An 18,065-nucleotide genomic window follows, 5' to 3' on the forward strand; every position below is an offset into this window, starting at 1 on the left:
CTACTTCGCCTTCGCGTCCGTCGCGGTCACCGGCCGGACCGGATCGCCTTCGCGCAGCAGCGCGCCGGCCCGCGCCACCACGACGTCGCCCTCGGCGAGCCCGTCGCGAATCTCGATCTGCCCGCCTGACATCAACCCGGTCTCGACCCGCCGGGTTTCGATCTGCTGCCGCCGCACCACCTGCACCACCGTGCCGGCGTCGCCGTACAGCACCGCGGTCAGCGGCACAGATACGCCGCAGCTTTCGCCGGTCTTGATCATCGCCCGTCCGGAGGAATTCGCCAGCAGTCGCTTCGTCGCATTGACGGTGACGAACACCTGGCCGAGCTGACTATTGGGCTCGACCGTCGCCGACACCCGGCGGACCTTGCCGGTCATCTCGTCGGCGCCGACGATCTTGACCGTGGCGGTCTGATCGACCGCGAGCTGCGGCAGATGACGCACCGGCACCTGGCCGACCAGATCGAACGCGTTGCGGGCGATGATGCTGAACAGCGCCTCGCCTTTGGCCGAGGCCACCGCGCCGATCACCGCCGACGACGCGCTGACGATGCCGGCGATCGGCGCCTGCACCAGCGCGGTGCCGCCCTCCGGCAGGGTGAGCCTTGCCAGCGGCTGTCCCGCGGTCACGGTCTCGCCGGGATCGACCAGAACGTCGGCGACCTTCAATCCCGGGCGATCCGGCCGCACCGCGACCTCTTCGCGCGGCATCAGCAGACCGAACACTTCGACGACGGCCGAGAAGCAGGCCTTGCTCGCATTCGCCACCGTGACGGTGGCGCCTTTGGCCTCCGGTTGCTCGGCGGCGAGGGCAGGCGGCACCAGCAGAGCGGCCATCGCAGCGCTCGCCACCATCAGACCGGCATAGCGCCGCCGCGGCGCCGCGCGGGCCGCAGCGGGCAGCGGGCGCAAAGCCTGGTCGGGGTCTGAACGTATCATCGTCGGAGGGTTCCAGGCGCCGGGGTCCGGCATGGCGCGACTCTAATGAAGCCACGGCGGCGCGCCAAGGGCGCCGTGACGATGCGGCCGCGCCGCGCGGATGCCCCTGATCGGTTTCGCGCGGAGCACAAGTCGCGCCCCCGAAGCGGCCGTGCCAGCTCGTTATATTGAGATGAATATATCCATCACATTTCTTGCGGAACCGTCCGGCGCGTTTTCCCGCGTCGATCCACTTCGTACCAGGACGTGAAAAATCGCTTCCGAAAATGACATCGCGGTCGAAACGCCGCGTCCGCCCGCGCGCGAACCCCAACAAATCCGCTGATTTTCCGAATGTTCGTCGGCCGCGGGCGGCTGGCACGACCTCTGCAATACCAATGCTGAGCTCGTAGCGTTCGCCCGAGCCCGCATCGCGCTGTGAGGCGAGCGACAACTATCCATCGATCAACCCGGAGGGTTTTCAAAGTGACACGCAAGATTGCGATCTACGGCAAGGGCGGCATCGGCAAGTCGACCACCACCCAGAACACCGCGGCGGCGCTGGCGCATTTCCACGACAAGCACGTCTTCATTCACGGCTGCGACCCCAAGGCCGATTCCACCCGTCTGATTCTCGGCGGTCTGCCGCAGGCGACCGTGATGGATACGCTGCGGGTCGAGGGCGCCGAGAAGGTGACGCTCGATAAGGTGGTGAAGACCGGCTTCAAGGATATCCGCTGCGTCGAGTCCGGCGGTCCGGAGCCCGGCGTCGGCTGCGCCGGCCGCGGCGTCATCACCGCCATCGACCTGATGGAAGAGAACGAAGCCTACACCGAAGACCTCGATTTCGTGTTCTTCGACGTGCTCGGCGACGTGGTGTGCGGCGGCTTCGCGATGCCGATCCGCGACGGCAAGGCGCAGGAAGTCTACATCGTCGCCTCCGGCGAGATGATGGCGATCTACGCCGCCAACAACATCTGCAAGGGTCTCACCAAATACGCCAAGCAGAGCGGCGTCCGGCTCGGCGGCATCATCTGCAACAGCCGCAACGTCGACGGCGAAAAGGAATTTTTGGCCGAATTCACCAAGGCGATCGGCAGCAAGATGATCCATTTCGTGCCGCGCGACAACATCGTGCAGAAGGCTGAGTTTAACAAGAAGACGGTCACCGAATTCCAGCCCGACGCTAACCAGGCGCACGAATACAAGGAGCTCGGCCGCAAGATCATCGAGAACACCGATTTCGTGATCCCGAAGCCGATGGCGATGGACGAACTCGAAGCCATGGTCGTGAAATACGGCCTGATGGACTGAGCCCCCACGCGCGCCGGTCGCCCCGGCGCGCGGTCCCCCAACCCTTTCATGGAGCGAGGCCCATGCCCTATCATGAGTTCGAAGTCAGCAAATGCATCCCCGAGCGCAAGCAGCACGCGGTCGTCAAGGGACCGGGGGAGGATCTGACGTCCTGCCTGCCGAAGGGATATCTCAACACCATCCCCGGCTCGATCTCCGAGCGCGGCTGCGCCTATTGCGGCGCCAAGCACGTGATCGGCACGCCGATGAAGGACGTGATCCATCTCAGTCACGGCCCGGTCGGCTGCACCTACGACACCTGGCAGACCAAACGCTATATCAGCGACAACAATGACTATCAGCTGAAATACACCTTCGCTTCCGACGTGAAGGAAAAGCACATCGTATTCGGCGCCGAGAAGCTGTTGAAGCAGAACATCCTCGAGGCGTTCAAGGCGTTCCCCGAGATCAAGCGGATGACGATCTACCAGACCTGCGCCACCGCGCTGATCGGCGACGACGTCGACGCGATCGCCGCCGAAGTCAAGGAAGAGTTGCCCGACGTCGACATCTTCGTCTGCAACTCGCCGGGCTTCGCCGGCCCGAGCCAATCCGGCGGCCATCACAAGATCAACATCGCCTGGATCAACCAGAAGGTCGGCACCATCGAGCCGAAGATCACCGGCGACTACGTCATCAACTATGTCGGCGAATACAACATCCAGGGCGACCAGGAAATCATGGTCGATTTCTTCAAGCGGATGGGCATCCAGGTGCTATCGACCTTCACCGGCAACGGCTCCTATGACGATCTGCGCACCATGCACGGCGCCCACCTCAACGTGCTGGAATGCGCCCGGTCGGCCGAATACATCTGCGACGAATTGCGGGTGCGCTACGGCATTCCGCGGCTCGACATCGACGGCTTCGGCCACAAGGCGCTCGGCGACAGCTTGCGCAAGATCGGGCTGTTCTTCGGCATCGAGGACCGCGCCGAGGCGATCATCGCCGAGGAAACCGCGAAGTGGGGCCCCGAACTCGCCTGGTATAAGGAACGCCTGCAGGGCAAGAAGGTCTGCCTGTGGCCGGGCGGCTCCAAGCTGTGGCACTGGGCGCATGCCATCCAGGAAGAGATGGGCGTCAAGGTGGTCTCGGTCTACACCAAGTTCGGCCATCAGGGCGACATGGAGAAGGGCGTCTCGCGCTGCGGCGAAGGCGCGCTGGCGATCGACGATCCCAACGAACTCGAAAACCAGGAAGCGTTGCGCAATTTGAAGCCCGACGTGATCTTCACCGGCAAGCGCCCCGGCGAAGTCGCCAAGAAGATGCGCGTGCCCTATCTCAACGCCCACGCCTATCACAACGGCCCCTACAAGGGTTTCGAGGGCTGGGTACGCTTTGCCCGCGATATCTACAACGCGGTGTATTCGCCGATGCATCAGCTGTCGGCGATCGACATCTCCAAGGACGACTACGCGACCGACAAGGGTTTCGTCACCCGCCGGATGCTGTCGGATGCCAATCTGTCCGACGAAGCCAAGGCGTCGCCGATCACCGGCTATTCCGGCAAGTTCGATCCGATCGCCGCCATCCGCGCCAAGACCGACGCCGACTATCCGGTGTACCCGCGTCGCAGCGCCGCCGAAGCCGCCGAGTAAGGGGAATCCCATGGCCAAGAACAGCAAGAAAGACGTGGCGCGCGCCAACTACGTCAAGCTCTACGACCACGACCCGCTCGCCGACGTCGACGCCGAGACCCGCGCCAAGGTCTCGGAGTTGGAGAACTACATCATGAAGAACTGCCTGTGGCAGTTCAACTCCCGCGGCTGGGACCGCCGCAAGCAAAACGCCGGCGTCCTCGGCAAGACCGCGCAGCTCCTGGTAGGCGAGGAGGTGGAGAATCCGACCCCGCTCGACAAGTGCTACTGGGTCGACGCGGTGCTGCTGGCCCGCAACTTCACCGAGCGCTGCGGCTGGCTCGCCGAGATGGGCAAGGACGAGATCCGACCCCTGATCGACAAGCTGCACGCCCGCATCGACTGGCTCACCATCGATGGCTCGCTCAACGAAGAGCTGACGGTCCAGAACTACTGAGGAGATTGCCATGAATTGCCAAGTCAAAGTCAAGGACCGCGTCGGCACCATCAACCCGATCTTCACCTGCCAGCCGGCCGGCGCGCAGTTCGCCTCGATCGGCGTCAAGGATTGCATCGGCATCGTGCACGGCGGCCAGGGCTGCGTGATGTTCGTCCGCCTCTTGATCTCGCAGCATCTCAAGGAGAGCTTCGAGATCGCGTCGTCGTCGGTGCACGAGGACGGCGCGGTGTTCGGTGCGCTCGACCGCGTCGAGACCGCGGTGGACGTGCTGCTGATGCGCTACCCGCATGTGAAAGTGGTACCGATCATCACCACCTGCTCGACCGAAGTGATCGGCGACGACGTCGACGGCCTGATCACCAAGCTGGAAGAGGGCCTGCTCGCCGAGAAATACGCCGGCCGCGAGGTGCATCTGCTGGCCATCCACTCGCCGAGCTTCGTCGGCTCCATGGTGTCGGGCTATGACGTCGCGGTGCGCGACTTCGTCAAGAAGTTCGCCAAGAAGGGCGAGCCGTCGGAGAAGATCAACCTGCTGACCGGCTGGGTGAATCCCGGCGACGTCAAGGAGCTCAAGCATCTGGTCTCCGAACTCGGCGTCGAAGCCAACGTGCTGTTCGAGATCGAGAGCTTCGACAGCCCGCTGATGCCCGACGGCACCGCCGTCTCGCACGGCAACACCACGATCGCCGACCTCGAGGCCACCGGCTCGGCGATGCACACCTTCGCGCTGAACCGCTACGAGGGCGGCAAGGCGGCGCAGTATCTTGAGAAGAAGTTCAAGATCCCCTCGACCATCGGGCCGACGCCGATCGGCATCCGCAACACCGACGCGCTGGTGAAGAAACTGTCGCAGGTGACCGGCAAGCCGATCCCGGCGAGCCTGGTCAAGGAACGCGGCATCGCGCTCGACGCCATCTCTGACGTCGCGCACATGTTCCTCGCCGACAAGAAGGTGGCGATCTACGGCGCCGCCGACCTCGTGATCGGCCTCGCGGAATACTGCCTCGACCTCGAGATGAGGCCGCAGCTCTTGCTGCTCGGCGACGACAACGCCGGCTACGTCAACGATCCCCGCATCAAGGCGCTGCAGGACAACGTCGATTATCCGATGGAGATCATCACCAACGCCGACTTCTGGGAGTTGGAGAACCGGATCAAGAACGAAGGCCTCGAACTCGATCTGATCCTCGGCCACTCCAAGGGCCGCTTCATCTCGATCGACTACAACATCCCGATGGTGCGGGTGGGTTTCCCGACCTACGACCGGGCCGGCATCTACCGCAACCCCGTGGTCGGTTACGGCGGCGCCACCTGGCTCGCCGAGCAGATGGCCAATGCGCTGTTCACCGACATGGAGCACAAGAAGAATAAAGAGTGGCTGTTGAACGTGTGGTGATGTCATGGGTGGTTGTTCTTCATCCTGCGGCGGAGCCTCCGCGCTCCGCCGCGCCCCGGCGCCGGATGGCCGGCTGCGGATCGCAGCCTTCGTCGACGCCGCGGGCGAACTGATCAGCTTTTTCGAGCCGGGCTTCGTCCGGCTCTATGAGCGGGCTGACGGACGATGGAGCTGCGTCAGCGAAACCTCGCTGGCGCTCGAGCGCGACCACGGCCTCGCGCACCTCAAGAGCCAACTCAAGGGCGCGATCGGCGGTCTCGCGCATTGCGGCGTCTTCATCGGCCAGCGATTGCGTGGCATCCACAACGTGCTGCTCGAGGACATGGGCTTCCACAATTGGGAAGGCGAGGGCCCGGTGCTGGCCAAGCTCGACGAAGTGGCGGAGCGCGAGGCCGCAGCAGCCAGGGCCGCTGCTGCGGCGGCGAAAGAAGCCTGCGGCGTCTGTCCGAGCGCAGCGGCGGTCGATACGGCCGCGGTGGTAATCGAGACCGCGCCCGTCAAGGTCGGCGACGGCCACTTCCGGCTTCACCTCACCGCCGTCTTGAACAGCCATCCCGAACTGAACTCGCGGCAACTGCTGATTCCGTTCCTCAACGCCGGCGGCTTCGACAGGCTCGACATCGTCTGTGATCACCAGCCGCGCTGGCTGGCGCAGGAGCTGGATCGGCTGCAGTTGGCCGCGGTCGCCGAGCCGCTGGTCCAGGGCCGGCGCGAATTCACCATCAGCATCGGCCGGCGGGGATAGACCGGCCGCGGCGATCACGAAGGGCTGACGACATGCTGGCATTTGGCGAAAAGTCTCATCATCTGTACTTCATGTACGGCTCGGACATGAACCCGGCGCAGCTCGCGCAGCGCTGCTACACGCCGAAGCCGGTCGCGGTGGCGCGGCTGCCGGGATATCGTCTCGGCTTCTACGGCCGATCCGGCTGCTGGGGCGGCGGCGAGGAGACCTTGGTCGAAGCTCCCGGCGAAGAGCTCTGGGGCGTGGTCTACCGGCTTTCCTTTTATGACGGCGAGCGGTTGGACTCCTGGCTCGACGTTCGGCTCGACGGCAACGGGCCGTATTTCCATTGGCCGGCCGAGGTGATCGACGTCAACGGAGTGAGCCATTGGACACTCTTATATAAGAGGGCGATGCTCGGCATTCAGGAGCCGCCGACCGACGCCTATCTGGCGCACATCGTCGCCGGCGCGCTGGCCCAGGGCCTGCCGGCGGATTACGTGGCGCAACTGAGTGCCATACCCACGGTGCCGTCCGCAGACGGCATGCCGATCAACGACCCGCGCCAGCGGGCGATCAGCGTCGGCGCAGCCTGCGGCAGCTGCAGCTGATCGTGGTCCAGACCCCCGACCAAAGTAGCAGCGCGGAATTGCAGGGCCGCATTTGCCCACGGCATAGCTGCCCGGCTTCCCGGGGGAAGCGGGGCCGATTTCCCGGCGCCCGTCAATGCTGAGCGGTTTTCAGCCGATCCGCGCCAAATCTTAGTTGAATGACCGCGCTGCGGCCTCGCCGAGCCGCCGACCCGCGTTCACCGCGGGTTCGCAGCGGCTGGGCGCGCTGACGCGTAGTACGCGCGCTCGCCGTGGCTCTCGTAAATCTACGGGTGGCCAAATTAACTCGGTTGCAGCACTCTCAGGATACGCCTCAGGGCGCGTAGTTCGGCAGGAATTCCCGCCTGCCAGCGGACTTCGCCTCTGCCGAGGATACGCTTGTACGAGATTAAATCGTCAAAGTTGAATTGGGGCGTTAACGGGACCAAAGAACTACGTAGTTACACTTGGTTGCGCCGCGTCGTGGCGCCCGCCGTTTCAACAGGACCGATCCTACTTCCCTCCCACATGCTCCTGTCATCAACCGGTCATGAGTTCACAAAATGGAAATACAATCGCCGCCGCCTTCGCTTCGCCTTCCCGCGGACTGCAGCATCGGCGGCATTCGCGCGATCTATGATCGGATCCGCAGTCTGCTCACCCAGCAGCGCGACCTGCAGATCGATTGTTCGGCCGTCGACAAGGCCGACGTCACCTCGGTGCAGCTGCTGCTCTCGGCGACGCGCACCGCGGACGAACAAGGCGGCCGGCTCGACCTCACCGAGGTGTCGCAGAGCCTGAAGTGCACGTTTCAGCGCGCCGGCATTCCCAGCAGCGCGTTCTCCGAACGGTCCGACGCCCAGCACAGCGAGACGAAGTAATGGCCACCATCCTCACCGTCGACGACTCCCCCAGCATCCGCCAGATGATCAAGGTGGCGCTGGCGCCGCTTGGTCATAACGTCATCGAAGCCGGCGACGGCGCCCAGGGCCTCGAAAAGGCCAAGGCCAGCCGTCCGCAACTGGTGATCACCGATCTCAACATGCCGGTGATGAACGGCATGGAGCTGATCAAGGCGCTGCGGGCGACCCCGGCCTTGACCGGCCTGCCGATCGTGTTTCTTACCACCGAGTCCAACGACACGGTGAAGCAGGAGGCCAAGAAGGCCGGCGCCACCGGCTGGATCACCAAGCCGTTCAGCCAGGACCAGCTGCAGGCCGTGGTCAACAAGCTGGTGCGGTCATGACGACGCTCGATCCGGTCGAGGTCTTCCGTCAAGAGGCCAGCGATTTGTTCGAGGCGCTGGAAGGCGCGCTGCTCGACCTCGGCTCGCGTCCCGACGATCGCGAACTGATCGACACCGCGTTTCGCGCGCTGCACACCATCAAGGGGTCGGGCGCGATGTTCGGCTTCGACAAGGTCGCGGCCTTCACCCATGAGTTCGAGACCGCGTTCGACCAGGTCCGCAAGGGCGAGATTTCGGTCAGCAAGGACCTGATCTCGGTGGCGCTGTCCGCCAAGGACTACATCCGCGCGCTGATCGAGGCGCCGGAGGGCACCGACTCGATCATCGGCGATGCGATCCTCGACGAGCTGCGCCGCTTCGTCGCCCCCGCCGCCGCAGTAGTGCCGGCCGAGGCGCCCAGCGCAGCGGCTGCCGCGGCGGTCGCGCCGACCGCGGCCGCGGCGCGCAGCCGCGGCTGGCAGCTGCATATCGAGTTCGATCGCGACGTGCTGCGCAACGGCTCCAACCCGCTGGATTATCTCGACGATCTGCGCAAGCTCGGCACCGCCTTCGCGACCGCGCGGACCGAGGACGTGCCGCTGCTCGACGAACTCGAGCCCGAGCTGTGCTTCCTGAAATGGGACGTCACGCTGAACAGCGACTGCGACCGCGCCGCGATCGACGACGTCTTTATGTTCGTGCAGGACGAAATGGTGTTGAGCTGCGAGCCGCTGACCGACGCCGGCGCCGAGGTCGAGACCGCTATCGAAGCGCCGGCGCCGGTGATCGCAGCGCCGCCGCTCGCACCAAGCGCGCCGGAGGCCGCGGCGCCGCTGCGCCCCGAGCCGGAAAAGCCGGCCGCGGCGCCGGCCAAGTCGAAAGGCGACGAGCAGCGCCGCTTCGACGACAAGGGACTGGCGACGGTTCGGGTGCAGGCGCAGCGGCTCGATGAGTTGATGGACCGGGTCGGCGAGTTGGTGATCGCCCAGGCCCGGCTCAGCCAATTGGCCGCTACCACCGACGACATTTCGATCAAGGCGATCGCCGAGGAAATCGAACGCCTCGCCGCCGGCTTGCGCGACACCACGATGGGCGCCCGCATGGTGCCGATCGGCTCGCTGTTCGGCCGCTTCCGCCGCCTGGTGCACGACCTGTCGCGCGACCTCGGCAAGCCGGTGGACTTCGTCACCTCCGGCGAAGACACCGAACTCGACAAGACCATGATCGAGCGCCTCGCCGATCCGCTGGTGCATTTGATCCGCAACGCCATCGATCACGGCATCGAAGACACCGCGAGCCGCGCCGCCGCCGGCAAGACGGAGATCGGCCGCATCGAGATCGCGGCGATTCATTCCGGCGCCCAGGTGCTGGTCACGGTGCGCGACAACGGCGCCGGGCTCAACGCCGCCCGGATCCGCGCCAAGGCCGAAGAGCAGGGCCTGATCCAGCCCGGCGCGGTGCTGTCCGACGACGACGTGCATCAGCTGTTGTTCCAGCCGGGCTTCTCCACCGCGCAGACCATTTCGACATTGTCCGGCCGCGGCGTCGGCATGGACGTCGTCAAGCGCACCATCGACGCGATGCGCGGCTCGATCGACATCTCGACCCAGCCGGGCCGCGGCACCACGGTGACGCTGCGACTGCCGCTGACGCTGGCGATCATCGAAGGCCTGCTGATCCGGGTCGGCGAAGGCCGCTACATCATTCCGCTGGCCGCGGTCGAGGAATGCGCCGAACTCAGCGCCGAAGAAGAGCGCGTGCGCGGCCGCGATTTCCTCAACATGCGCGGCGACCTGGTGCCGTTCCTGCGGCTGCGCGATCTGTTCGACGTCGCGGGCCAGCCGGACCGTCATCAGAAGATCATCATCGCGTCGTCCGGCGAGACCCGGGTCGGGCTGATCGCCGATCAGATCATCGGCAGCCACCAGTCGGTGATCAAGTCGCTGTCGAAGCTGCATTCCGACGTCACCATGTTCTCCGGCGCCACCATCCTCGGCGACGGCAGCGCGGCGTTGATCCTCGACGTCGCGCAGCTGCTGGCGATCGGCGCGAACGTCGGCGACGGCAAACATCTCAACGAGGCGGCATAATGGACCAGATCGTCGAAACGCGGCCGCGGGCCGAGGCCGAATCCGAGCAGATGCAGGTGGTGATGCTGGGGATCGGCGACGAAGTGTTCGCCCTCAACACCATGCTGGTGCGCGAAATCATCGATCCGGTGCCGGCGACCCGCGTCGCCGGCGCGCGGCCCTATCTGCCCTGCGTCGTCAACGTGCGCGGCAACGTGATCCCGCTGGCCGACCTGCGGTCGCGCTTCGGCATGGCGAAGACCGCGGCCACCGCCGATACCCGCATCGTGGTGCTGGAAATCGAAATCGATCGCGATCCGGTGCTGGTCGGCGTGGTCGCCGACAAGGTTCACGAGGTGACGCAGATCTCGCGCGCCGACGCGCAGCCGACCCCGCGGGTCGGGATGCGGTGGAATCCGGAATTCATCAGCTTCATCACCAAGTGGCGCGACGAATTTGTGATCGTTCCGAACATGGAACGGATCCTGAGCTGACGATCAATTTGCATTGGGACAAGGGGACTGACAGATGCGTTTCACTGTGAAGGCCAAGCTGGCGTGTGCGTTCGGCGTGGTGATTGCGTTGTCGATGGTCACTGGTTTCATCGCCTACACCAAGCTGACGGCGCTGGATGCGTCGCAGCTGAGGTTGGTGGCCCAGGCGGAGCGCATGAAGAAGACCGCAAACCTGATGAACAACATTCAAGGCCAGCTGCGGGCGGAAACCCGCATGATCCTTTCCAACTCCGATAAAGATGCCTTGGACCAGCACAAGATGATGATGGATCGGCGCGAAACCAGCGTGAAGATCAAGGATGATCTTTACGCAATGGCGTCCGAGGCTGGAAAGCGGCTGATCGAGCAGGCCGGCGCCAAGCTGCAGCGACTGAACGAATTGCAGGAGCAGGTCGGCAAGCTGGCGCTGTTGCGGTCCGATACGCGCGCCGCCGAACTGTGGAGCTCGGAAAGCCTGCTGAAGTTGCGGGAATTCAACGCGGCGGTTGACAGCGCCGTCGCCGAGATCGGCAAGTCGCAGGCTTCGCTTGAGGGGCAGCGCGCGATCACCGCGTTGCAGACCGTCAAGTACGAGGCGGCGAGGCTTGCGCGCTATGCGACCACCACCTTCGGCGCGACCTCGGTCGATGAACTCGATGCCGAAGCCAAGGCGGCGATCCCGGTGCGAGACGGTTTCAGGACCGGCGTGGCGCAGACCTCGACCCAACTGGCGGCACTCGGCGTGGCCTCCAGCGGCTTGACTGCGCAGGCCGAGCACTTCGTGCGCTCCGCCGAAAAGGTGATCGAGACTGCGCATGAGGGCGGCAAGATCAAAGCCGTCGCGCTCACCAACGGTGAGGGCCGCAAGGCGTTCAACGACACCCAGACGGCGCTCGAGGAGTACATCAAGCTCACCAACAACCAGATGGCTGAACTCGCGAGCACCGGCACCGAGGAAGCGAATTTCGCCAAGACGCTGCTGATCAGCATCATCATCGCCTCGCTGCTCGCTGCGATCGCCTCGGCAGCGTGGATCGCGGTCAATATCAGCCGCGGGCTGAGCCGTGCCGTCGGCCTCGCCGACGCGGTTGCGATCGGCGATCTCAGCCAGCAGATCGAGGTGTCGAGCGACGACGAGATCGGCGACCTGGTGAAATCGCTCAATCGCATGGCGACCAACCTGAACGCGACCGCGAAGGTCGCGGATACCATCGCCTCGGGCGACCTCACCGTCAACGCCAAGCCGCAGTCCGACAAGGACACGCTCGGCATCGCACTGGAACGCATGGTCATGAAACTGCGCAGCGTGGTCACCGACGCGGTCACCGCGGTGCAGAACGTCTCTGCGGGCAGCCAGCAATTGTCGGCCAGCGCCGAGCAGCTGTCGCAGGGCGCCACCGAACAGGCCTCCTCGGCGGAGGAAGCCTCCTCGTCGATGGAAGAGATGGCCGCCAATGTGAAGCAGAACGCCGAGAACGCCGGTCAGACCGAAAAGATCGCGCATCAATCGGCCAAGGACGCCGAGGCCAGCGGCGCCGCGGTCGGCCGCGCGGTCGAGGCGATGCAGACCATCGCCGGCAAGATCACCATCGTGCAGGAGATCGCCCGCCAGACCGATCTGCTGGCGCTCAACGCCGCGGTGGAAGCCGCGCGCGCCGGCGAACACGGCAAGGGTTTTGCGGTGGTGGCTTCCGAGGTTCGGAAGCTCGCCGAACGCAGCCAGACCGCGGCCGCCGAAATCGGCGCGCTGTCGACCGAGACCGTGAAGGCGGCGCAGGAGGCCGGCTCGATGCTGTCGCGCCTGGTGCCCGATATCAAGAAGACCGCGCAGCTGGTCGAAGAGATCACCGCCGCCTGCCGCGAGCAGGACGTCGGCTCCTCGCAGATCAACCAGGCGATCCAGCAGCTCGACAAGGTCGGCCAGCAGAACGCAGCCGCCTCCGAGCAGGTCTCCTCGACCTCCGAGGAACTGGCCTCGCAGGCCGAGCAACTGCAGTCGACCATCGCCTACTTCAAGATCGATCACGCCAAGGCCGCCAGCAGCGACAGGGCCGAGGGGCTCGACAAGGCGGTGGCGCAACTGCGCAACAAGGCCACGGCGATGGCGGCGCCGCCCCGCGCCGCCAAGAGCCCGGCCGCGCGGCCGGCACGCGCGCTGAAGGTTGCCGGCGGCGGCGGCTTTGCGCTCGAGATGAACGACCCCGTCGACGATCGCGACGCCGAGTTCCATCGCTAACTGAGCGGCGGCGCCGCGAGGCTTCGGCCGGCGGCCGCCGCCACGACCATCCCGTGAAGGGGGATCAAGAGATGTCCATGAGATTTTCTGTCAAGGCCAAGCTTGCAACCACGTTTGGCGCCGTCACCATCCTGTCGTTGATCACCGGCGGAGTCGCCTATCTCAAACTGGTTTCGCTGGAGGCCGCGCAGCAAGGCCTGGTCCAGCAGGGTTTGCGGATGGAGAAGACCGCCGACCTGATGGGCGAAATTCAATCCGCCCAACGCGCCGAGAACCGGATGATCAACGCCACCTCGGAAAAGGACACCGCGGACAATTATCGCGCCTTGCTCGAGCGCCACGACAAGGCCCTCAAGCTCAAGGACGAGCTCACGGCGATCGCCAGCGAGGAGGGCAAGCGTCAGCTCGGCCTGGCCACCGACAAGCTCAAACACATGTATGATTTGCAGAAGCAATCCGGCAAGCTGGCGTTGCTGAACTCCAACAATCATGCGGCGCAGCTGTGGTCGGTCGAGGGATTGAGCGCCGCGCGCGAATTGAACGCCAGCATCGACGTGGCGTTTGCCGACCTCAACAAGGCGCCGGATCGGATCGAAAACGTTCGTGCGCTGCTGACACTGCAGAGCGCGCGGCTGGAGGCGGCGCGTCTCGCCCGGCTGGTGGTGACCACCTTCTCGGCGTCGTCGGTGGAGCAGCTCGAGGCCGAACAAAAGACCGCCGTCGCGCAGGCCACCGAGCTGAAGTCCAGCATCGGGCAGGCGCTCAATCAACTCGGCGGTCTCGGCGTCGCGGTCAACAATATCACCCGCGACTACGAGCGGTTTTCCGGCGTTGCCGACAAGATCCTCGCCACGGCGCGCGAGGCCGGCAACATCAAGGCACTGGCGATCACCACCGGCGAAGGGCGCAAGGCGTTCAACGACAGCCTCGAGGCGTTCGAGGACTACATCATCCTGATCAAGAAGCGGATGAACGAGCTCGCAACCGCCGGCGCCGAGGAAGCGGCCTCGGCGAAGACGCTGCTGGCCGCCATCATCGCCGCCTCGCTGCTGATCGCGGTGGCCTCGGCGCTGTGGATCGCCATCAATATCAGCCGCAGCCTCGGCCGCGCCGTCAAGCTCGCCGACGCGGTTGCGGCGGGCGACCTGACCCAGACCACCAAGCCGACCAGCAATGACGAGGTCGGCGACCTGATCATCTCGCTGAACGGCACCGTGGAGCGTCTGCGCGGCGTGGTGACGGATGCGGTGACGGCCTCGCAGAACGTCTCCGCCGGCAGCCAGCAACTCTCGGCCAGCGCCGAGCAACTGTCACAAGGCGCCACCGAACAGGCCTCGGCGGCGGAAGAAGCCTCCTCGTCGATGGAAGAGATGGCGGCGAATGTGAAGCAGAACGCCGAGAACGCCGGGCAGACCGAGAAGATCGCGCATCAATCGGCCAAGGACGCCGAGGCCAGCGGCATCGCGGTCGGCCGCGCCGTCGAGGCGATGCAGACCATCGCCGGCAAGATCACCATCGTGCAGGAGATCGCTCGCCAGACCGATCTGTTGGCGCTCAACGCCGCGGTGGAGGCCGCCCGCGCCGGCGAACACGGCAAGGGTTTTGCGGTGGTGGCGTCGGAAGTGCGCAAGCTCGCCGAGCGGAGCCAGACCGCGGCCGCCGAGATCGGCGAATTGTCGACCGAGACCGTCAAGGCGGCGCAGGAGGCCGGCTCGATGCTGCTGAGGCTGGTGCCGGACATCAAGAAGACCGCGGAGCTGGTCGGCGAGATCACCGCCGCCTGCCGCGAGCAGGACGTCGGCTCCTCGCAGATCAACCAGGCGATCCAGCAACTCGACAAGGTCGGCCAGCAGAACGCCGCGGCGTCCGAACAGGTCTCCTCGACCTCCGAGGAATTGGCCTCGCAGGCCGAGCAGCTGCAGTCGACCATCGCCTACTTCAAGGTCGACCGCCCGAAAGAGCGGCAGGCCAATGTCCCGATCGAGCTGGAAAAGGCCGTGGCGCAGCTGCGCAGCAAGGCGGCGGTGATGGCCGCGCCATCGCGACCGCCTCAGCCGACACCGCGGGCCGCGCGTCCGCTCAAGGTCGCCGGCGGCGGCTTCGCGCTGGAGATGCACGACGCCGCGGACGACCGCGACGCCGAGTTTCAACGCTGACGCACAGGCGGCCCCGCCCGGGCGGGGCCGTCCGTCGCCGGCCGGGATTCGGTCCCGGTAAGGTCCCGTAGTTCTCCGCAGCGCTATGTTAACCGGACGTAGAAAGGATCACTCCAAGTTTTCCCACAAGTAATGCATTCATTTGCGGATCGATCAATTCGGATCCGGGTAGTGAGGCGTGACGACTTCGCCACCGTTCCGGCAAGGAACGCTCGAGAATCCGATCTAAAATCGACTCATGGGGACACCACAATGCGATTTTCCGTCAAGGCAAAACTGGCCTGCACGTTCGGCGCGGTGACGCTGTTGTCGCTGATGACCGGCGGCATCGCTTACAACAAGCTGAGTTCGCTGGAAGCATCGCAGGAAAGGATGGTTCAGCAGGGAGCCCGCATGAAGTTGGCGTCGGACATCATGAACGACATGCAGGGCCAGCAGCGTTCCGAAACAAGGATGATCATGTCGGTGTTCGACAAGGACACCGAAGCCAACTATCGGCAGATGATCGAGCGTCAGGGCGCGGTGATGAAGTCGCGCGACGAACTCTACGCGATCGCCACCGAGGCCGGCAAGCGGCTGCTCGATCAGGCTGCGGTCAAGCTCAAGCAATTCAACGAGCTGCAGCAGCAAGCCGGCAAAGCCGGACTGCTCAATTCCAGCCATCGCGCCTCCGAACTTTGGCTTGCGGAAGGATTGCCGGCGTTGCTCGAATTCAACGCCGCGCTGGACGCCGCCGCGCAGGAACTCAACAAGGCACCGGGCCAGACTGACAATCTGCGCGCCATGGTGGCGTTGCAGACCACGCGCTTCGAGGCGGCGCGGCTCGGCCGGCAGACGCTGTCGACGTTCACCGCGTCGACGATCGACGAACTGGAAAACTCCTATAAGGCCGCCGCCGCCCAGCTGGGCGGCCTCAAGTCCACCGTGACCCAGACCGTGTCGCAACTGAACGGCATCGGCGCGTCGACCGCCACGATCGCCCGGCAGCATGAAAAATACTCCGGCGCTGTCGATAAGATCATCGGCCTTGCCAAAGAGGGCGGCAACATCAAGGCGTTGGCGATCAGCAACGGCGCGGGCCGCATAGCCTTCAACGAAACCGTCGAGGCGTTCGAAGAGTTCACCAAATTGGCCAATCAGCGCATGGTCGAACTCGGAAGCGCCGGCGCCGAGGAAGCGGAATTCGCAAAGCTGCTGCTGATCAGCATCATCGCCGCTTCGTTGCTGATCGCGATTGCGTCGGCGACCTGGATCGCCATCAATATCAGCCGCAGCCTCGGCCGCGCCGTCAAGCTCGCCGACGCCGTTGCGGCGGGCGATCTCACTCAGACCATCAAAGCCACCAGCAACGACGAGGTCGGCGATTTGATCATCTCGCTGAACGGCACGGTGGAACGGCTGCGCACGGTGGTCACCGACGCGGTCACCGCGGCGCAGAACGTCTCCGCCGGCAGCCAGCAATTGTCGGCCAGCGCCGAGCAGCTGTCGCAGGGCGCCACCGAACAGGCCTCGGCCGCGGAAGAAGCCTCCTCGTCGATGGAAGAGATGGCGGCCAATGTGAAGCAGAACGCCGAGAACGCCGGTCAGACCGAGAAGATTGCGCATCAATCGGCCAAGGACGCCGAGGCCAGCGGCATCGCGGTCGGCCGCGCGGTCGAGGCCATGCAGACCATCGCCAACAAGATCACCATCGTGCAGGAGATCGCCCGCCAGACCGATCTGCTGGCGCTCAACGCCGCGGTGGAAGCCGCGCGCGCCGGCGAACACGGCAAGGGTTTTGCGGTGGTGGCTTCCGAGGTTCGGAAGCTCGCCGAACGCAGCCAGACCGCGGCCGCCGAAATCGGTGCGCTGTCGAGCGAAACCGTCAAGGCGGCGCAGGAAGCCGGTACGATGTTGTCGCGGCTGGTGCCGGACATCAAGAAGACCGCGCAGCTGGTCGAAGAAATCACCGCCGCCTGCCGCGAGCAGGACGTCGGCTCGTCGCAGATCAACCAGGCGATCCAGCAGCTCGACAAGGTCGGCCAGCAGAACGCCTCGGCCTCCGAGCAGGTCTCCTCGACCTCCGAGGAACTGGCGTCGCAGGCCGAGCAACTGCAATCGACCATCGCCTACTTCAAGATCGACCGTCCGAACGAGGGCGTCCAGCCGGCCCCTCTCGACAAGGCGGTGGCGCAACTGCGCGGCAAGGCCGCGGCGATGGGCGCCCATCGTTCGAAGAAGCCGGCACCGCGGCCGGTGCGGGCGCTGAAAGTCGCGGGCGGCGGCGGTTTCGCGCTGGAAATGAACGATGCCGCCGACGACCGCGATGCGGATTTTCATCGCTGATCACCGCGGTCGCGCCGGTCGGCGCGACCAACTAACAAGATTGGATTAAGGAGTACATCATGGCCGAAACGACGCAATATCTCACGCTCGGGCTCGACGGCGAGACCTTCGGCATCGGGATTCGCAACGTCCGTGAGATCCTCGACATGCGGCCGATCTCCAAACTGCCGCATGCGCCGAATTTCCTGCTCGGCATGATCGACGTGCGCGGCTCCAGCTATCCGATCGTCGATCTGCGGATCAAGCTCGATCTGCCGAGCGTGCCGGCGACCGAAGCCACCCGCATCATCATCCTCGACGTGCCGATGGGCGATCAGTTCGTCGGCGTCGGCTTCGTCGCCGACTGCGTGTTCGAGGTCACCGGCATCGACGAAAGCCAGATCGAGCCGCCGCCGACGGTGGGCGGGCGCTGGAAGTCGGACTATCTCGCCGGGATCGGCAAGAAGGGCGAGAACTTCGTCATCATTTTCGATCTGGCGAAGCTGATGACCACCGGCGGCGTCGTCCCTGGTGCTCCGGTCGAAGCCGAGGCGGCCTGACCC

Annotated in this window: 15 protein-coding genes; 14 read left to right on the plus strand and 1 reads right to left on the minus strand. The window is 65.1% G+C overall.

Annotated features, from left to right (window positions below; genetic code table 11):
- Complete coding sequence (locus tag HNR60_RS03820; protein WP_184254474.1) at positions 1–939, minus strand: efflux RND transporter periplasmic adaptor subunit; 939 nt, start codon at positions 937–939, stop codon at positions 1–3.
- Between the two features lie 465 nt (positions 940–1,404).
- Between HNR60_RS03820 and nifH the strand changes: the two genes are divergently transcribed.
- The 14 genes from nifH to HNR60_RS03890 all read left to right on the plus strand — a co-directional run bounded on the left by nifH (position 1,405) and on the right by HNR60_RS03890 (position 18,062).
- On the plus strand, positions 1,405–2,232 hold the full coding sequence (nifH, locus tag HNR60_RS03825) for a nitrogenase iron protein (RefSeq protein WP_011475083.1): 828 nt from the start codon (positions 1,405–1,407) through the stop codon (positions 2,230–2,232).
- A 62-nt stretch (positions 2,233–2,294) separates the two neighbouring features.
- Entirely contained in the window at positions 2,295–3,869 is a 1,575-nt protein-coding gene (gene anfD / locus HNR60_RS03830) for a nitrogenase iron-iron protein, alpha chain (protein WP_184254476.1), read from the plus strand.
- A 10-nt stretch (positions 3,870–3,879) separates the two neighbouring features.
- Positions 3,880–4,305, plus strand: coding sequence for a Fe-only nitrogenase subunit delta (gene anfG, locus HNR60_RS03835; protein WP_184254478.1), 426 nt, complete (start codon positions 3,880–3,882; stop codon positions 4,303–4,305).
- Positions 4,306–4,315: 10 nt separating this feature from the next.
- On the plus strand, positions 4,316–5,704 hold the full coding sequence (gene anfK, locus HNR60_RS03840; protein ID WP_184254480.1) for a Fe-only nitrogenase subunit beta: 1,389 nt from the start codon (positions 4,316–4,318) through the stop codon (positions 5,702–5,704).
- A gap of 4 nt (positions 5,705–5,708) precedes the next feature.
- Complete coding sequence (gene anfO / locus HNR60_RS03845; RefSeq protein ID WP_184254482.1) at positions 5,709–6,449, plus strand: Fe-only nitrogenase accessory protein AnfO; 741 nt, start codon at positions 5,709–5,711, stop codon at positions 6,447–6,449.
- Between the two features lie 32 nt (positions 6,450–6,481).
- A complete protein-coding gene (locus HNR60_RS03850; RefSeq protein WP_184254484.1) occupies positions 6,482–7,039 on the plus strand; it encodes a gamma-glutamylcyclotransferase family protein in 558 nt (185 codons plus the stop codon).
- A 542-nt stretch (positions 7,040–7,581) separates the two neighbouring features.
- Complete coding sequence (locus tag HNR60_RS03855; protein WP_184254486.1) at positions 7,582–7,899, plus strand: STAS domain-containing protein; 318 nt, start codon at positions 7,582–7,584, stop codon at positions 7,897–7,899.
- The gene (locus tag HNR60_RS03860; RefSeq protein WP_184254488.1) at positions 7,899–8,264 is read left to right on the plus strand and encodes a response regulator; all 366 of its coding nucleotides are present in this window, start codon (positions 7,899–7,901) and stop codon (positions 8,262–8,264) included. The genes HNR60_RS03855 and HNR60_RS03860 overlap by 1 nt, the downstream gene beginning before the upstream one ends.
- The gene (locus HNR60_RS03865; protein WP_184254490.1) at positions 8,261–10,333 is read left to right on the plus strand and encodes a chemotaxis protein CheA; all 2,073 of its coding nucleotides are present in this window, start codon (positions 8,261–8,263) and stop codon (positions 10,331–10,333) included. The genes HNR60_RS03860 and HNR60_RS03865 overlap by 4 nt, the downstream gene beginning before the upstream one ends.
- Positions 10,333–10,806, plus strand: a complete 474-nt coding sequence (locus HNR60_RS03870; protein WP_184254492.1) for a chemotaxis protein CheW — start codon at positions 10,333–10,335, stop codon at positions 10,804–10,806. The genes HNR60_RS03865 and HNR60_RS03870 overlap by 1 nt, the downstream gene beginning before the upstream one ends.
- A gap of 34 nt (positions 10,807–10,840) precedes the next feature.
- Positions 10,841–13,042 (plus strand): methyl-accepting chemotaxis protein, encoded by a 2,202-nt coding sequence (locus tag HNR60_RS03875; protein WP_184254494.1) that lies wholly within the window; start codon positions 10,841–10,843, stop codon positions 13,040–13,042.
- A gap of 77 nt (positions 13,043–13,119) precedes the next feature.
- On the plus strand, positions 13,120–15,198 hold the full coding sequence (locus tag HNR60_RS03880; protein ID WP_184254496.1) for a methyl-accepting chemotaxis protein: 2,079 nt from the start codon (positions 13,120–13,122) through the stop codon (positions 15,196–15,198).
- Between the two features lie 252 nt (positions 15,199–15,450).
- Complete coding sequence (locus HNR60_RS03885) at positions 15,451–17,523, plus strand: methyl-accepting chemotaxis protein (RefSeq protein WP_184254498.1); 2,073 nt, start codon at positions 15,451–15,453, stop codon at positions 17,521–17,523.
- A 59-nt stretch (positions 17,524–17,582) separates the two neighbouring features.
- Entirely contained in the window at positions 17,583–18,062 is a 480-nt protein-coding gene (locus tag HNR60_RS03890) for a chemotaxis protein CheW (RefSeq protein ID WP_184254500.1), read from the plus strand.
- Positions 18,063–18,065 lie beyond the last annotated feature (3 nt).

The sequence above is a fragment of the Rhodopseudomonas rhenobacensis genome, from assembly GCF_014203125.1.
Classification (GTDB): Bacteria; Pseudomonadota; Alphaproteobacteria; order Rhizobiales; family Xanthobacteraceae; genus Rhodopseudomonas_A; species Rhodopseudomonas_A rhenobacensis.

Excerpts from the sequence above, each read along its gene's own strand:
- HNR60_RS03855 (WP_184254486.1), top strand. The coding sequence starts at position 7,582 with ATGGAAATACAATCGCCGCCGCCTTCGCTTCGCCTTCCCGCGGACTGC.
- HNR60_RS03880 (WP_184254496.1), top strand. The coding sequence starts at position 13,120 with ATGAGATTTTCTGTCAAGGCCAAGCTTGCAACCACGTTTGGCGCCGTC.
- HNR60_RS03860 (WP_184254488.1), top strand. The coding sequence starts at position 7,899 with ATGGCCACCATCCTCACCGTCGACGACTCCCCCAGCATCCGCCAGATG.
- HNR60_RS03885 (WP_184254498.1), top strand. The coding sequence starts at position 15,451 with ATGCGATTTTCCGTCAAGGCAAAACTGGCCTGCACGTTCGGCGCGGTG.
- HNR60_RS03865 (WP_184254490.1), top strand. The coding sequence starts at position 8,261 with ATGACGACGCTCGATCCGGTCGAGGTCTTCCGTCAAGAGGCCAGCGAT.
- anfO (WP_184254482.1), top strand. The coding sequence starts at position 5,709 with ATGGGTGGTTGTTCTTCATCCTGCGGCGGAGCCTCCGCGCTCCGCCGC.
- anfD (WP_184254476.1), top strand. The coding sequence starts at position 2,295 with ATGCCCTATCATGAGTTCGAAGTCAGCAAATGCATCCCCGAGCGCAAG.
- anfK (WP_184254480.1), top strand. The coding sequence starts at position 4,316 with ATGAATTGCCAAGTCAAAGTCAAGGACCGCGTCGGCACCATCAACCCG.
- anfG (WP_184254478.1), top strand. The coding sequence starts at position 3,880 with ATGGCCAAGAACAGCAAGAAAGACGTGGCGCGCGCCAACTACGTCAAG.
- HNR60_RS03870 (WP_184254492.1), top strand. The coding sequence starts at position 10,333 with ATGGACCAGATCGTCGAAACGCGGCCGCGGGCCGAGGCCGAATCCGAG.
- HNR60_RS03820 (WP_184254474.1), bottom strand. The coding sequence starts at position 939 with ATGATACGTTCAGACCCCGACCAGGCTTTGCGCCCGCTGCCCGCTGCG.
- HNR60_RS03890 (WP_184254500.1), top strand. The coding sequence starts at position 17,583 with ATGGCCGAAACGACGCAATATCTCACGCTCGGGCTCGACGGCGAGACC.
- HNR60_RS03875 (WP_184254494.1), top strand. The coding sequence starts at position 10,841 with ATGCGTTTCACTGTGAAGGCCAAGCTGGCGTGTGCGTTCGGCGTGGTG.
- HNR60_RS03850 (WP_184254484.1), top strand. The coding sequence starts at position 6,482 with ATGCTGGCATTTGGCGAAAAGTCTCATCATCTGTACTTCATGTACGGC.